The following is a 13,163-nucleotide window of genomic DNA, read 5'->3' as shown; positions in this document are numbered from 1 at the left end:
AAGCTGGCAATAGAGTTAACTATTTCTCGCTTCAACCATTCAATATGTCTTTGCTGACTGCATGTGCTGTCAGTAAGCGTTGGATTGCAGGAGAACGACATGCTGGGTACGCTGCTGATAGTGATTTTCACGCTCGCTTTAATCCATGCTTTTCGTACCGGATTCTACCGCGTGAGTTGGGGCATGGATCCAGGCCGTGCGCTGACTGTATTGATCGCCGTCTTGATTATGATGGCGTTTGCGATTGGTTTCGTTGATCTTTAACGTACGATCAGCTGCGTGATAACACTTTTCGAGGAGATAGTGATCGCGTGAATCATTTTGAATGATTAAAGAGTAAACCTGTTGTTCTTTCTCAAAAAGAGTGGGATGCGCCTGGCGTAGAATGCAACATGGAACCTTTTGTGAAGTGAGCCAGTGCGCCCAAAACTTAGCCAAACATTTAAAAGCCAACTGATTGCAGCGTTTGCGGCAATGTTGGCTTTTTTGTTTTGGCATTTTCTGCTGGATTACCAACGCCAGAAAGCAGAGGGGGAGGCCTATCTGGAGGCGGCGTCTTACGGTAGTTTGTTGCGCGCTGAGCTGGATCGCGAATTAAATTCCCTGCTATTTATTTCTAATGGCCTGTCCAGTTTTATTAAGGTCTATCGCAATGAGCTGAAGCAGGACAAGATGCAGGCGATCTTAGCCGACCTCTGGTCTAACGCCCATCATGTCAGGAACCTGGCAGTGGCCGTGAATTACAAACTGACTTATGTCTACCCTGAAAAGGGTAATGAACAGATCATCGGTATCGACTATCGTGAGGTTGCCTCGCAATGGCCCAAAGTGAAGCTGGCGATTGAGTCTCATGAGGGGGTGCTGGATGGCCCGCTGGATTTGATACAGGGCGGTAACGGCATGATTTATCGCTTCCCGATTTTTGTCGATGGCGACTACTGGGGCATTATGTCGACGGTGATTGATACCCATAGCTTTTTGCAGGCGGCTTTTCAGAATGTGCAAAACCCTCAGTTTTCATTTGCAATCAGGACGGTAGAGCAGAAGCGCGTGTTTCATGGCGATGCTGCGTTGTTTGATCAAAAGAACATTTTTATTCAGCAAAGTGAGGTGCCCAATGGCAAATGGGAGTGGGCCATCGAGAATAAAAATAGCCATCATCTGCCTAGTCGCAGCCTTGGTGTGGTGTTGAGTATATTGTTAAGCCTGTTGGTCGGCGGTGTTGCCTATTTCTTCGCCCAGGAACGCTATTATTTGTCAGAAGGGGCGCTCATGGACAGCCTGACCGGTTTGCCAAATCGTCGCTTGCTCGAAAGTCGTTTGAACTATGCACACTCAGAGGCCAAGCGCGATCACAAGCGATTCGGCCTCATGGCACTGGATGTGGATCATTTTAAAGCCATTAATGACCAGTATGGTCATGATGTGGGCGATGAGGTCATTAAAGCAGTGGCGGCCAGGTTGAAGTCCAATATGCGCGATATGGATACTGTGAGTCGGCTCGGTGGTGATGAGTTTGTGATTGTGGTCAAAGACCAAATGTCTGAGCAAGGGTTAGTCAAGGTCGCGACCAAATTACGGGATATTTTCAATGTACCTATGTTGATTAATGATAGGGAAATCGCCGTGCATTTGAGTATTGGACTCACTTTGTATGATCCTGCATCCGATGTCACCTTAAAGCAATTGCTTAAGCAAGCCGACATGGCACTTTATCAGGCCAAGCATAGCGGCAGGAATACTTACAGCGTTTGGAAGTAAACCAGCATTTGTTACACGCGCCCAGCGTGTTAGTATGGTGTTTTTATTTACGTAAATGTATTAATGAAATGCGCTCATACCGTTGTTGTTTTGTCGCTTCACCTCGCCATCATCCCACGGCTTAATGCTTCAGAAATCATGCCCGAGCCTGCGTTTATTGAACCTGACGCAGCGCACAGTGACCGCTTGTTAAGGATTCCCGAACCCATGGTGTATGACCTGGTGCGACCATTGGGCGTCAGGCAGGGTGAAATGGAGATCAATGCGCTAGGTGACTATAACCCTTATAACGGTGATTTTAGCTGGGCACCTGAGTTGGAGTATGGACTGGCGGATGACCTGGCGATTGAGGTCGAGCTGCCGTTTCAGGACGTTAGTCATGAACGCTATAAAGTGGCGATCCAGCAAACACTGGGGGTCGACTATGCACAAGGCACGGCCAATGGCTGGCAAGCATTTGTCGATGTGAATAAGCATGCCAAAGCTGTGTCTGTTGACGCGACATATATCCATGCCCGGCAGTGGGCAGACCAGTGGTCGTCGTTAAGTATGCTGGGCTTGCGTGTATACAATATTAACCGCAGTGCACAAGTAGACTATTTGCTGAACAATACGGTGTTTTATGATGTCTCACCGCGGCTGACACTGGGCCTGGAGCTTAATCAGGAAATCAGCACTGGCGGCACCTGGCGTTATCGGCTTACACCGCAGGTACATTACGACGCCAGCCAGTATTATACTTTGCAGATGGGGACCGCCTGGTCGACGCTGGATCATCCGGAAAAAACACAGCGGCTGTGGAGTTTTCGCCTGATCCGGGTGTTTTAATGACAGCATTGCATGGACGTCCTACAATGGTGCCGTCTGGGTCAGACTTTAGCCAACATGCCATTAAGCATAGTGTTGTCACGTGTTTTTAAACCGTATCATTGAACAGAACCACTGAATAAAGTCGTAGGGGGAAATATGAGTCGTTTGTTTGGAGAAACACACCGCAAGGTGCAGGACCAGCAAGGCACCAGGAAGCTGGCAGACCGCATTGAAGAAATCGCCTGCAAGACCGAGATTGATGAAGATGCCAAAGGATTTATAGAGTCGCTGGATATGTTCTTTTTATCCACGGTGGACCACAACGGGCGTCCCACCGTGTCATATAAAGGTGGGTTTACCGGTTTTGTGCGCGTGATCAACGACAAAACGCTGATTTTCCCGATTTATGATGGCAACGGTATGCAGCTATCTGTTGGCAATATGGTCGAGAATGCAGAGATTGGCATGCTGTTTATTTCGTTCGAGCGCCCGCACCGTATTCGCTTGCAAGGCGTGAGCAGCGTGTCTAATGAGCCTGCTTTGCTTGCCATGTATCAAGAAGCCGAGTTTGTGGTGAAAGTGACGTTGTCCGAGCTATGGCAAAACTGTCCGCGCTATATTCACCGCTATACCCGTGATAGCAGCTCGCGTTATGTGCCTGTGGCAGAGTGCCAGACGCCGTTGGCGGAATGGAAGCGCCTGGAGTTCGTGCAGGATGTGATCTCCGACGAAGATGCCAAAAAAGCGCAGGATGCCGGTTTTATTCAGGTGGAAGACTGGATTGCCAAGATCAAGGCCGGTGCGCCAGACGTGTAGTGGCCATTTAAAGGCTGTGGTTGATACAAGCGCAGGCGTTTTCCTGCGCTTTTTTATTGATCAGTATTCCTGCAAGCACCAATCTGGTGCCAGTGCAAAAAGATTTTTGTGGTAAATATCGTCAGCATCACGTTGTACAAAAAGACAATTGCCGTAAATGTTTGTATTATTCTGTCGATAGTATTGTTAAGCTTTTCTTGACTCAGCCTTTTTAACTAATCTCAGGGTCTACATCTGATTACCCATGAATAAGTTTGCAGCCATGTTTACACGACACTTCTATCGTCGCGTCATGACCTTGCTTTGCCTGCTGGGTTACAGTGCTATGCTGTTTGCCAGCCTGCCTGCGCGCGATGCCCGGGCAGAGGCGATTACTGTGATTAGCGATGATAATTACCCGCCTTATTTGTTTAAGGATGCCAACGGTAACACGGTAGGCATCGTGGCTGATTTCTGGAAGTTGTGGGAGCAGAAAACCGGCGTGAAGGTGACGCTGGTATCGACCGCCTGGGAGCAGGCGCAGCAGCAGTTACTGAGTGGGCATGCTGATGTGATCGAGATGATTTTTCGCGACGCCGAACGCGAACAACGGTACACCTTTACCAAGGCTTATGCCACGCTGCCGGTGGGCATTTATGCGCACGAAAGCCTTAGCGGTCTGGCATCCCCTGAGGTGCTGAGTGGATTTACTGTCGGTGTACAAAAAGGCGATGGCTGCATCTTCAAATTAAAAGAAGCGGGCGTGAAATCGTTTCGCCTCTACAACAATTATGAAGAAATCATCCAGGCCACATTAAGCGGGCAAGTCAAAATCGTCTGCATGGATGATTATCCGGCGCATTATTACTTGTATCGCATGAATGCAGATAGCCAGATTCTGCGTGCGTTTACCTTGTATCAAGGACAGTTTCATCGCGCTGTCAGAAAGGGCGATGTGCGCACACTGAGCTTGCTTGAGCGTGGTGCCGCTGCCATTAGTCCGGCTGAAATGACGGCGCTGGAATCTAAATGGAAAGGCAGTTCTCTGCAACGCGGGGTGTACTCCAAGCAGGTGATTTTGACATTAGCATTATTGCTGGTGGTCGGCTTAACGTTGCTGTTGCTGATTTTCATGTTGCGGGTCGCCGTGAAAAGAAAAACCGCCGAAATAGAAAGCAAGCGTGAAGAGCTTGAGCTTGAGCGCTTGCGCCTCACCAACATTATTGACGCCACCCGTGCTGGTACCTGGGAGTGGGAGGTGCAAACGGGGATGTTCCAGTTTAATGAGCGCTGGGCAGAGATACTTGGCTATACCCTTGACGAGTTGGTGCCACATAATCTTGAAACAGCGAAACGTTTAACGCACCCCGATGACTGGCAAACCTCCATGACGCTGGTAGCGCGTCATTTACAGGGGGAGATCGAATTTTATGAGTGCGATATCCGCATGCAGCATAAAGCGGGGCATTGGATCTGGATTGTGGATCGTGGCCGCTTGATTTCACGTACGCCTGCGGGTGAGCCAGCGATGATGCGCGGCACACACATTGATATTACCGATAAAAAACAGGCTGAAGCTGCGATCTGGCGGCAGGCGAATTATGACAGCCTGACCCAGCTGCCTAACCGCCACTATTTTCATCATCAAATCAAAGAGGCAATTACCGCCGCTGCGACAAGGCAACAGCGGTTGAGCCTGTTATTGCTGGATCTGGATAGATTTAAAGAGGTGAATGACAGCCTTGGCCATCGGCGTGGTGACGAGCTATTGATGGAGGTTGGCCAGCGTATCCGCCAGTGCGTATCGTTGCCAGCTACCGTGGCCAGGCTGGGCGGGGATGAGTTTGCGATTATTGTGCCAGAAGGCTTGCATGCCGATCTGCAGGGCTTGGGTAATCAGCTGATGCAGGAGATTTCCAAGGCGTATATTCTGGGCGGTGAGCGCGTGTTTGTCACAGTCAGTATCGGCATTAGCCAATATCCTGAAGACGCATTGCATGCCGAAGAAATAATACAGCACGCAGACCAGGCCATGTACGACGCAAAAAGCCGCGGCCGTAATAGCCTGCGCTTCTTCTCATTGGCGATTCGTGAGGCACTCTCGCAACGCGTGAATCTGGCGCGTGATTTACGCATGGCTTTGGACAATGGCGAATTGCGTGATTACTACCAGCCGATTGTCAGCCTGCATAATGGCAAAATCGTCAAAGCAGAAGCACTGATGCGCTGGCAGCACCCTGAGCGTGGCCTGATTAGCCCGGTATTGTTTATCCCGGTGGCAGAAGAAACCGGTGACATTATTGCCATGGGTGACTGGATTTTTCATCGCGCTGCGCAACACGCCATGCAATGGCAACCCTTGATGGGCGATGACTTTGCCATCAGTGTTAATAAATCACCGGTGCAATTTGTTGAGCAACTCAACGTGCAAAGTGATTGGGTGCATGCATTGCGCGCGATGGGCGTAGAAGGTAAGCGTATCGTCGTGGAAATTACCGAGGGCTTATTGCTCAATCCGGATCCGGTGGTCGAAGAGCGTCTGTTGCAGTTTAGAGACATGGGCATCCAGGTGGCGATTGACGACTTTGGCACGGGCTACTCTTCGCTCTCCTATCTTAGCAAGTTCGATATCGACTATCTCAAAATAGACCAGTCATTCACACGCAATCTCAATGCGGGTAATGAAAGCTATGTGTTGTGCGAAGCGATTATTGTGATGGCGCATAAGCTCGGCCTGAAAGTGATTGCTGAAGGCGTAGAGACAGCGCTACAACGTGACTTGCTGATGGATATTCATTGCGATTACGCACAAGGTTTTTTCTATTCACCCCCCGTGCCAGCGGATGCATTTGAGCAAATGCTGGTGCAGCAATCGCGCGAAGCTGCCATTGCCAGATAGCCGCGTTGACTACCGCACGGCTTAGGTTACCCGAATGGGCTATCTGGTGCGAGAAGTAAAAGTGTTATAAGTCACTTATACGATCATAAAACATTATTTATGATGACGATTATTTGACTATCAAAGGGTGATGTATGAATTGGATGTTCAAAAGTGCGGTTATCGCTACACTTGCAATGCAAAGCATGGCAGCCTCGGCCGATGTGCTGGATTTTGGCGTAGCTGGCCAGTTTAACGTATTCGTGTTTAACAACTTTACCAGTAGTTATAGCGATGTTGAAGGTGCGGTAGCAGTGGGCGGTAACTTTAATGTGACTGGCTATGCGGTGAATGAGCTCAACAAAGCGGTCGCTGGTAATTCGCTGGTGGTTGGCAACAATCTGACCTATAACAACGGCAGCGTGAAGAACGGTAACATTGATGTGGGTGGTACTACCAGCACTTCCAGTTTTGGTTTTACAGGCGCTTATACTGATAGCGACCCTATCAATTTCACCAATGAGCGCACTTATTTGCTCAACCTGTCTGCCAGCCTGAATAACCTGGTGAATACTGGAACAGCGACTTACAACTATAGCGGCTTGCAACTCACCGCCAGCAACAATAGCAGTGCGCAGATTTTTGATATTGATGGCAGTTTGTTCAACTCCAGAAACAATACAACCTTTAGTGGTTTTTCAGCAGGCCAGACCATTATCCTGAACATTTCAGGCAGTGGCTTGACCTTTAATGGCGGCACCGGTACTGACTTTGCCAGCTATGGCTTTAATGTGGTTTATAACTTTTATGAAGCCACGGCATTGAGTACCGGTTCTGGTGCAACAGGCACCATACTGGCGCCACTGGCGAACATCACTGGTGGCTTTACGGCGATCAACGGTAACGTGATTGCCAATAGCTGGAACACCAATACCCAGGTGAACGTTACTGGCATGTTTAAACCGACAGAAATTACCGGCCTGGTGGTAACGCCGGTGCCAGAGCCTGAGTCTTACGGCATGTTGCTGGTGGGTTTGGGTGTGGTGGGATTGCTGGCGCGCAGACGCAAATATCACGCTTGATCAGCGTAGCACGATAAAAAAAGCTCAAGCATATGCTTGAGCTTTTTTAATTCAACATTCGCTTTAGAACTTCATGCGTAAACCGGCACCGTAGCTGGTCACGTTCGTATAATTCGAGGCGCTTGGATATTTGTCGCCCGAAAAATGGTTGGTGGTATAAGCCAGATAAGTATCGAAACGCTTATTCAGTTTATAGTCCAGCATCGCCGTCCAGGTATCAATCTTACCCTGCGAGTTGGTGGATACGGTAGGGCCGTCAATAGCATCCGCCTTGGTCAGGTAATAGCCGATGGACGTTGTTAGGCCAGCCAGTGCAGGCACCCGCTGCGCAAAGTCAAAGTTGGCACCCAGGTAATACACATAGTTATCCTGCTTGTAGCCTGGTTTCAATGCAGAGTTTGCCACGCCGCCAAAGACGGTTTGATCATAGATAGAGTGATAATCAATGGAGCGCGAGGATGATGGTTGTAATTGATACCATTCCACACCACCGATGATTTTCAAATCTTTCGTTGGTAACCATTTACCAGTGAGCAATACAGCTTGCGTGTTATACAGCGACACCGCAATGGTGTCATTCGCCAAAGGATTGCCAGCTCCGGCAATCCCAGACTTCACTGAATCGAAGAATCTATCGTAGGCCAACTGCACGCCGAATGCACTGCTTTCGTAGCCCAGTTGAGTGGTATAGCCATTGCCGTGCGAGGTGCCTGCTGAGTTACCGAATTGGTTGATGACAGCATAGTTGATTTTGTCATGGCTCTCCAACTCGTAAGTATTGGCATATTTGAGAGAGTTTTTCATGCGTGAGTTTTCAGACACGCCACCGCCACCGCCGACAGTGCCGCTTTCACCCAATGGTGAAAAACTGTCGGCTTTACCGTTAGGATCATAGGTCACTGTGATCTCAAAGAACGGGTTGTACTGCGTACCATAGGTCAATTTACCCCATGAGCCCGCATCAATCCCTGCCCAGGCTTGGCGGGTAAATAATTCACCGTTCATGGAAGAGTTCGCGCTGACGCTGGAGTTGGCATTGGTACCAGAGTTGTCTGCCAGTGTTTGTGCTGCATCATGCAATTTCATATCCAGCGTATTAAAGCCAGCTTCCAGTTGGTAGATAAATTTAAAGTCATGATCCCATGCTTGCAGCTTGGCGACTTCACCTTTAAAGCCCAGACGTGAGCCTTGCCAGCCACCATTCACCCAGTTGGTTCTGGAGGTTGTTCTGTCAGTTTTTTTTGCGCCCGAATAAGGATAAAAGTTATTCGCTAACTCATAGTTCTCTGGCAAAGAGTGATTGATATGGGTCAGGCCGATATCGACCAGACCGTAGACCTGAAAGTAGGAAGGATGATCACCCAAGTCGAAATTGATGCGGAACGGGTTGTCCTCGTTCATAAAACGTGACACCAAAGAAGGGGATTCTTGTGAAGTCGTGCTGGATTGGTCTGCCTGGGCTGCGAATGCCTGGCTAATTGCCAGCGGCAGTAATGCCAGTTTGAAAAAGTGCGCTATGGTCATCTTCTATCCTAAAAAGCGATGTTTCGGGTGGTTTCAAGACAGGCATTTTCAATCTGATAGATGAAGTTTAAATGACAAGCGGCTTACACGAAACTTACAGGGTGAAATATGCGCTTGTAAGATGTCATACGAGCCAGCCGTGATGCTATAAACAATCACGGCTGGATAAGGGAGTTTCCAGGCCCGGAGGGGCTTAGAACTGGTGTGTGAGTTGCAGGCTGAGAATGTCCGCGCTGCCATCGTATTTGCCAGCAATCAGACCTTTACCTGGTGCAGGTGTTTGCTGGTCATCGTAAATTCTGGCTTCTTTAATGAAAAGATGCGCATAGCCCACGTCGAATTTAGTCTGCGGACTATATTGCCAGCTGGCACCCAAAGACAGCCAGATGCGGTCATTGCCAGGAATGCGCGCGGTTCTATGGTTGTTATCGATGGCCTCTTCATCATAGGCGACACCAGTACGTAGTTTTAAGGTATCGGTATAACGATAGTTGACGCCTACAGAATAGCGTAAGGTGTTATTCCAATGCTCCTCGGTAGAGCCCAGCATGGCGTTGGAGCCATTATCACGCATGATAGTGAGTGTCTTAAATTGACTCCAGCGGGTCCAGGTCACATCCGCCAGTAAATCCCAGCGCTCATCCAGGCGACTAAAACTGCTGAAAGACAGTGTTTCTGGCAAGGTCAAATCTGCAGTGATATCTGTATTCAGGGTCCGGCCAGGAATGCCGTTTAACGTTGTAAAAGGTGAGCGTGCGTCACCTTTTAAGTGTTGCTCGACTTTTGAGCGAAATGCCAGACCTAATCGCGTATCAGGCGTGACTTGATAAATCGCTCCCAAGTTATAGCCGAAGCCCCAATCTTTGCCCTTGTTGTTAATCGAGGACTCTGCCGCCCCTAAATTGACTGCGCTGGTGAGTTCTGCCTGTGCCCACATGGCCGAGACACCAAAGCCAAATGACCACTGATCATTCAGTTTCCAGGCTAATGATGGGTTAATGTTGACCGTTTTCAGTTCTGATTTAATCGCCTGAAAACGGCCCAGCCAGTTTTTGTCATATTCGGTTTTTAAGCCAAAAGGTGTGCCTACACCAATGCCGACTTTGAGTTGATCGCTGATATCTTGTTTATAGTAAAAGTTAGGAATGGCAGCCAGGCTGCCAATTTCACCGCCCTCGCCACCCAATGGTCGCGTACCTGCGCGCTCACTGGCCTTGTCATCAAAGTCACCATTGGTCTTGATCACATGCAAGGCACCGACGATCTGGCGGCCTTCCAGATAAGTCATCCCGGCCGGGTTGAAGAAGATTGTGCTCGCATCTTCGGCGACGGCAGAAGCACCGGCGTAGGCGTTGCCCAGGCCGCTCGCGCCTTGCTCAAACAGCGCAAAGCCGGCAGCCTGGCTGGATAATTGGTAGCCTGAGAATAGCAAGCCGATGAATAAGTAAGATGGTTTTAAACGTAGCATATATCTCCCTGATGGCTTTTTATTGTTTATTTTTATATAACGGCTAAATCCGACTATTTTTGATTGTCGATGCCTGTATTTTTTAGACTTCTGACCCTGCAATTTTACGAAAAACGCTCGGAATACTTTCCGGAAACTCGGCCATGAAGGCCGTGGTTTGGCTGGCAGACAAGGCGGCGCTAAATAAATAGCCCTGCACATGGTGGCAGAGTTTGTATTGCAGGTATTCAAACTGGATCGCGCTTTCTACGCCTTCAGCAACCACTTTCAAATTAAGGCTGACAGCCAGGGCGACCAAGGCGTCGACAATGGCGATATCGACTTTGTCTTGCGGGATGCCCGCCGTAAACTGCTTGTCAATTTTGAGGATATCGACCGGCAATTGCTTGAGGTAGTTCATGGACGAATGGCCGATGCCGAAGTCGTCGATGGCAATGCCTATGCCTAATTGTTTGAGTGAATAAAGAATTTGCTTGGCCGACTCAATATTGCGCATCACCATAGACTCTGTGATTTCCAGGTTCAGCGTGCGTGGTGACACATGGTAAAAGTCCAGCGCATGGCGGATGGTGTCTGACAAACTGTCATCATCCAGTTGGCGCGAGGAAATGTTCACGTTCATGAACAAGTCACGGTCGAACATTTCCTGCCACATCGCCAGTTGTTTGAGTGACTGGTGGATGACCCAGGCGCCAATGCTGATGATGAGCCCGGAGCCTTCTGCCAGGTGAATAAACTGGTCTGGCGTCAGCAGGCCTTTGGTCGGGTGACGCCATCTGAGCAGTGCTTCAAAACCGATGGTTTTCAATAGCTGTGTGTGGATGATCGGCTGGTAATACAGCTCCAGCTCCTGGTTCTGCTGGGCGAAGTGCAACTCTTCGCGCAGGTTGCGCAACTCGGAGGTGTTGGCTTCATCAGATTCACTGTAAAAGCGGAAGGTATTGCGTCCGGCATCTTTGGCCTGATAAAGCGCCACATCCGCATTTTTCATGACTTCCGTTTTCGAGTCAAAACCGGGCCGTAACAGCGCAATTCCGATGCTGACACCAATATGGATTTCATGGTCGTCGACGATAAACTGCGCAGAAATGGTTTGGATAATGCGTTTGCAAACCTGCTCGATCAGCGTGCGTCCGGGCGCATCCAGCAATATGGCAAATTCGTCACCGCCCAGGCGGAAAATAGCGTCTTCTTGCGACATGTTGCCGCGCAGCCTGTGAGCCACTTGTTGCAGCAGTTTGTCGCCGGTATTGTGACCAAAGGCATCATTGACGATTTTGAAGCGATCCAGATCTAGCAGCAGCAGGTAAATATGTTTGCGGTCATCTGGCGTGGCAGTGATTTTACGTGTGATCGCTTCTTCAAATGCATGGCGGTTCAGCAGTTGGGTATTTTTATCGTAATGGGCTAAAAACTGCAGTTTTTCTTCGATAACTTTGCGATGTTCCAGCTCGGCTTGTAACTGCGCATCACGTTGGCGAATGCTTTCCAGCATATTGTTAATATCATGGCTCAGCATGCCAATTTCATCGGCGCTGGTCACCTTGATGCGCTGGTCGTAATGGTGGTTGCGTGTGATCTTGCTGACAAAGCTTTGCAGTGCATGAATCGGGTCCACAATATTGCGGTTCAATCGCCACATAATCAGGCAGCCGACCAAGGCCGCCGCCAGTACGGCAATGGCATTCGACCAGGCAAAGCCAATTAATACATCGACAATTTGCTCTTGTTTGATGGTGGCATGCAAGCTGCCCACAGTTTTCTCATTGACCACAATCGGCGTGGTCACTTCCATGTCGCCAAAGTAGGGATATAACCATTGCCAGCCCGCCGGGCTTTGGGGGTGCTGTGGATGCAGGCTTTGCAGCGGTTTTTGTTGCTGGTTAAGAATGACGACACTGCGGATATTCTGGTTGTCTGTGAGTGGCTCTAGTGTTTTTGCGGCTGAGCTTACCTCGCCAAACATGACGGCGGGGCCGATCGAGTTTGCCACCACATTCATTTGCACCAGGATATCGCGAATCAGGTGGGAGCGCAGGCTGTGGTAATGGCTACCAAACGCAAAGACAATAAACACCAGCAACATACTTAAGGTCATCACCAGTTCGGTGAGCAGCAGTTTGTGTGCAATTTTGAGGTGAGGTAATAGTCTTAACATACTCAAGTTAATTAATGATATTGGTCGCCAGTTTCATCAGTCGCGTGTCAAATACAATGCCGGCCTGTTTTGCCGAGGTCAGATGCAAGGCGAACTGGTAATGCTTATCCTGCTCATTGATTTCTACATGCCCATACTCAGAAAATTTATTACCGTTATACACCACGGTCAATACGGATTCTTTCTGAATGATTTGTTGTAATTCTAGCGGCTTTTGTGAGCCATAGTCTTGAATATATAACAGATTGCAGCGCTTGACGTCGGTTGGTGCTTTTACAGTGACCAAAAATATCTGCAAATTCTGTAATTTCTGCGATTCCAGCGCGGTGGCTTTCAAATGGCCGATATCTTCTTCAAATGCACAAATCGCATAGGTGTCTTGCGGCTGGCGGTTGGGCATTTGGCTCAGTAGCGCCAGGTTAAACAGTAATTCACTCTTGGTTTCGCGGACTTGCTCAGCCCCCGCCTGGGACAGGCCGCTGGCACCCATGCCGAGCAAGGGGAGTAATAAGCATGTCCGGCGCACTGAAATCATATTGAGCTGACTCCATCAGAGTTGGTTGAGGTGACACGCGATGAGGTGTATTGCAACGCAATCTTTCCGGATGGTTGCATCAGTTGCAACCCCTGCTTCTGTGCCGGTTTAAATAGCCATTCCTCATCAAGTATCATACCTTGCGCCATGGA

The 13,163-nt window shown here is 49.2% G+C and carries 10 protein-coding genes; 6 read left to right on the top strand and 4 right to left on the bottom strand.

What is annotated here, in order from left to right; all coding sequences use genetic code 11:
* The first annotated feature begins 99 nt into the window (after positions 1 to 99).
* The 6 genes from MET42_RS14680 (at position 100) to MET42_RS0113145 (ending at position 7,326) form a co-directional block, all read left to right on the top strand.
* On the top strand, positions 100 to 264 hold the full coding sequence (locus MET42_RS14680; RefSeq protein ID WP_019883549.1) for a DUF3309 family protein: 165 nt from the start codon (positions 100 to 102) through the stop codon (positions 262 to 264).
* 210 nt (positions 265 to 474) lie between these two features.
* Positions 475 to 1,761: a diguanylate cyclase domain-containing protein gene (locus tag MET42_RS0113165; protein ID WP_232411597.1), complete on the top strand. Its 1,287-nt coding sequence runs from the start codon at positions 475 to 477 to the stop codon at positions 1,759 to 1,761.
* A gap of 138 nt (positions 1,762 to 1,899) precedes the next feature.
* A complete protein-coding gene (locus MET42_RS0113160) occupies positions 1,900 to 2,589 on the top strand; it encodes a hypothetical protein (RefSeq protein WP_019883545.1) in 690 nt (229 codons plus the stop codon).
* Between the two features lie 138 nt (positions 2,590 to 2,727).
* Positions 2,728 to 3,387: a pyridoxamine 5'-phosphate oxidase family protein gene (locus MET42_RS0113155; RefSeq protein WP_019883544.1), complete on the top strand. Its 660-nt coding sequence runs from the start codon at positions 2,728 to 2,730 to the stop codon at positions 3,385 to 3,387.
* Between the two features lie 244 nt (positions 3,388 to 3,631).
* Complete coding sequence (locus MET42_RS0113150) at positions 3,632 to 6,265, top strand: EAL domain-containing protein (protein ID WP_232411595.1); 2,634 nt, start codon at positions 3,632 to 3,634, stop codon at positions 6,263 to 6,265.
* A gap of 185 nt (positions 6,266 to 6,450) precedes the next feature.
* Positions 6,451 to 7,326: a choice-of-anchor A family protein gene (locus tag MET42_RS0113145; RefSeq protein ID WP_232411592.1), complete on the top strand. Its 876-nt coding sequence runs from the start codon at positions 6,451 to 6,453 to the stop codon at positions 7,324 to 7,326.
* 63 nt (positions 7,327 to 7,389) lie between these two features.
* On the opposite strand, the gene MET42_RS0113140 is transcribed toward MET42_RS0113145, so the two are convergent.
* The 4 genes from MET42_RS0113140 to MET42_RS0113125 form a co-directional block, all read right to left on the bottom strand.
* Entirely contained in the window at positions 7,390 to 8,850 is a 1,461-nt protein-coding gene (locus MET42_RS0113140; protein WP_019883541.1) for a porin, read from the bottom strand.
* 193 nt (positions 8,851 to 9,043) lie between these two features.
* Positions 9,044 to 10,318, bottom strand: a complete 1,275-nt coding sequence (locus MET42_RS0113135) for an OmpP1/FadL family transporter (protein WP_019883540.1) — start codon at positions 10,316 to 10,318, stop codon at positions 9,044 to 9,046.
* A gap of 82 nt (positions 10,319 to 10,400) precedes the next feature.
* Entirely contained in the window at positions 10,401 to 12,476 is a 2,076-nt protein-coding gene (locus MET42_RS0113130) for an EAL domain-containing protein (protein WP_019883539.1), read from the bottom strand.
* 7 nt (positions 12,477 to 12,483) lie between these two features.
* A complete protein-coding gene (locus tag MET42_RS0113125) occupies positions 12,484 to 13,011 on the bottom strand; it encodes a YfiR family protein (RefSeq protein ID WP_019883538.1) in 528 nt (175 codons plus the stop codon).
* Positions 13,012 to 13,163: the final 152 nt, after the last annotated feature.

The organism is Methylophilus sp. 42, from assembly GCF_000384155.1.
GTDB lineage: Bacteria > Pseudomonadota > Gammaproteobacteria > Burkholderiales > Methylophilaceae > Methylophilus.
The sequence above is the reverse complement of the archived record's forward strand: the minus strand, read 5'-3'. Positions and strand labels throughout refer to the sequence as shown.

Bases quoted from the DNA above. Each gene is read 5' to 3' on its own strand.
- MET42_RS0113135 (WP_019883540.1), bottom strand. From the start codon at position 10,318: ATGCTACGTTTAAAACCATCTTACTTATTCATCGGCTTGCTATTCTCA.
- MET42_RS0113145 (WP_232411592.1), top strand. From the start codon at position 6,451: ATGGCAGCCTCGGCCGATGTGCTGGATTTTGGCGTAGCTGGCCAGTTT.
- MET42_RS14680 (WP_019883549.1), top strand. From the start codon at position 100: ATGCTGGGTACGCTGCTGATAGTGATTTTCACGCTCGCTTTAATCCAT.
- MET42_RS0113155 (WP_019883544.1), top strand. From the start codon at position 2,728: ATGAGTCGTTTGTTTGGAGAAACACACCGCAAGGTGCAGGACCAGCAA.
- MET42_RS0113130 (WP_019883539.1), bottom strand. From the start codon at position 12,476: ATGTTAAGACTATTACCTCACCTCAAAATTGCACACAAACTGCTGCTC.
- MET42_RS0113160 (WP_019883545.1), top strand. From the start codon at position 1,900: ATGCCCGAGCCTGCGTTTATTGAACCTGACGCAGCGCACAGTGACCGC.
- MET42_RS0113150 (WP_232411595.1), top strand. From the start codon at position 3,632: ATGAATAAGTTTGCAGCCATGTTTACACGACACTTCTATCGTCGCGTC.
- MET42_RS0113125 (WP_019883538.1), bottom strand. From the start codon at position 13,011: ATGATTTCAGTGCGCCGGACATGCTTATTACTCCCCTTGCTCGGCATG.
- MET42_RS0113165 (WP_232411597.1), top strand. From the start codon at position 475: ATGTTGGCTTTTTTGTTTTGGCATTTTCTGCTGGATTACCAACGCCAG.
- MET42_RS0113140 (WP_019883541.1), bottom strand. From the start codon at position 8,850: ATGACCATAGCGCACTTTTTCAAACTGGCATTACTGCCGCTGGCAATT.